The sequence below is a fragment of the Streptomyces sp. SM1 genome, from assembly GCF_002910825.1.
Classification (GTDB): domain Bacteria; phylum Actinomycetota; class Actinomycetes; order Streptomycetales; family Streptomycetaceae; genus Streptomyces; species Streptomyces okerensis.
Window position 1 is genome coordinate 1 of sequence record NZ_NEUB01000114.1, and the last position, 2,133, is coordinate 2,133.

Here is a 2,133-nt window from a genome sequence, read left to right on the forward strand (position 1 = left end):
AGGGCGGACTCCCGTTGTCCACAGGCTCGCACGCGAGGCGTCCAGGACTGGCAGACTGGCGAGCCGGGCGGGGAGGACAGGACGGCCCGCGGTAGGCGGGACCGAGCGGGCGAACCACGCGAAGGGGGAAGGGATGCCGACCGGACTGATATCCATCGTGTGTCCGAAGCTGTACCGGGCGTTCCGGCCCGGCCGCCGGCTCTGACGCGGATCCGCCGCATCGCGTCGGCTCCGGGCGGTGGGCCGGGGCCGGGTCAGCCCGTGGCGGACCTGGCGTAGACGCTCTCGGCCCAGGTGGCGATCTGGTCCTCCGTCAGGTGCTGGGCGAGATCGGCTTCGCTGATCATGCCGACGAGGCGCTTGTCGTCGATGACGGGGAGCCTGCGGATCTGGTGGGTCCGCATCTCGCGCAGGACGTCGTCGACACTGGCGTCCGCCTCGATCCAGCGCGGGGTGCCCTTGGCCATCTCACCGGCGGTGACCCGGGCGGGATCGTGGCCCACGGCGACACAGCCGACGACGATGTCGCGGTCGGTGAGGATGCCGCAGAGCCGCTCGTTCTCGTCGCTGATGGGCAGGGCGCCGACGTTCAGCTCGCGCATCAACTGGGCGGCACGGTCGAGGGTTTCGTGAGCGGGGATCCACTGGGCGCCGCGATGCATGATGTCTCCGGCGGTGGTCATGGAGTACCTCCCGTGGCCGGACGGCCGGCGCGGCGCGGGTCGCACCGCGAGTCCCGACGCCTTTCATTCTCGTCGTGCCGCCCGCGGACGGCACCTGGAAGGGCCGATCACGCCGTGAAGAACCGGGGAGGGCTGGGGAGGGCCGGGACGCCCTGATCAGCCGGTGTCAGCCGCGCCAGGCGGGATGGCGGGGATCGTCGGCCCGCACCAGTACGTCGGCCGTCCGGACCGGGTCGGTCTCGCGCTCGTAGCGTTCGAAGGCCGGGAGGGTCCAGTGGTCGGCCTCGGGGGTCCGGCGGCGCAGGGCGCCCGGGGAGAGGAGCAGATGAACGCTCAGATCGAAGGGGAACCGGTGGTGCAGAAGGAGGGGACCGTGCAGCAACAGCACGCCGCCGGGCGGAAGTTCGGTATAGGGGCTGCGGGTGGCCCGGTCTGCGACGGGGTCCCGGAGATCGGGCAGCACCCGCCCGCTCCCGCCCGGTTCGAGAGGACCGAACACCTCGCGCCACAGGGCTCCGGTGTCGTACCAGCCGCTGTAGTAGGACTCCTCGTCCCGGTGGCCGTGCTCCAGCCGGACCGAGGCGGGGCGCAGAAAACCGTCGGTGCCCACCACCAGGGAGGGACGGCCGCGTATCCGCAGCGCCCCGGCGACCCGCTCGGCGAGGTCTCCCGTGCGGGCGGCCGGAGCGCCGTCGAGGGCGACCCGGGGCCAGGGTCCGCCGTCGGCCGTCTTCAGCTCCAGCAGGCGGTCGGCGAGGAGGTCGCCGAGCCGGTCCCAGGTGATCGCTTCGAGTCGCACAGGGCCATGATGCGTCCACCCGCTGCCGGGAGCGTGCTTCGGGGCTGTCTTCCGGAAGGAGGGTGCGCCGTCGGCGGCGGTGGTGCGGTCCGACCGGCGCGGGGGACGCTACGAGCGACGGGCGTCCCGGCAGGGCCGGGGGTCTCCGGTTTCGTGTTCACTGTGGTGACGGACCGGCCGGGTAGGGTCCCGGCCGGCGGACGAGGGTGAGGACATGATCGACGGGCCGTACTTCGTGCTGACGGTGCTGGGCGTGCTCGGGACCGGACTGGCGGCAGGCGCCTTCTGCGCCTTCTCGACCTTCGTGATGAGAGGGCTCGCGACGCTGCCGCCCGCGCAGGGCGTGGCCGCCATGCAGGCGGTGAACGTGGCGGCGGTGCGGCCGGGCTTCATGCTGGTGTTCCTGGGCTCGGCCGTCCTGTGCGCGGTGCTCACGGTGGTGACGTTCGTGCTGTGGCCGGAGGAGGGGGCGGTCGAGCTGCTGGTGGGCGGTGCCCTGTACCTGCTGGGGTCGTTCGGGCTGACCGTGGCCGCGAACATACCGCGCAACGACGCGCTGGCCCGGCTGGAACCGGACAGCGCCGAAGCGGTCGCGTACTGGCCGGTCTACGTGCGCGAGTGGACGAGGTGGAACCACGTGCGCACACTCGC

General features: G+C 72.6%; 3 protein-coding genes. 1 reads left to right on the top strand and 2 read right to left on the bottom strand.

The annotated features are described in order from the left end of the window. Positions 1-254: 254 nt before the first annotated feature. Both B9S61_RS02455 and B9S61_RS02460 read right to left on the bottom strand, forming a co-directional pair. Positions 255-683, bottom strand: coding sequence for a CBS domain-containing protein (locus B9S61_RS02455; protein ID WP_103540707.1), 429 nt, complete (start codon positions 681-683; stop codon positions 255-257). A 166-nt stretch (positions 684-849) separates the two neighbouring features. Continuing rightward, positions 850-1,482: a uridine kinase gene (locus B9S61_RS02460; protein ID WP_103540708.1), complete on the bottom strand. Its 633-nt coding sequence runs from the start codon at positions 1,480-1,482 to the stop codon at positions 850-852. A 214-nt stretch (positions 1,483-1,696) separates the two neighbouring features. Between B9S61_RS02460 and B9S61_RS02465 the strand changes: the two genes are divergently transcribed. Beyond that, positions 1,697-2,133 (top strand): DUF1772 domain-containing protein (locus tag B9S61_RS02465; protein ID WP_103540709.1); only part of this gene is annotated, 437 nt, incomplete at its 3' end.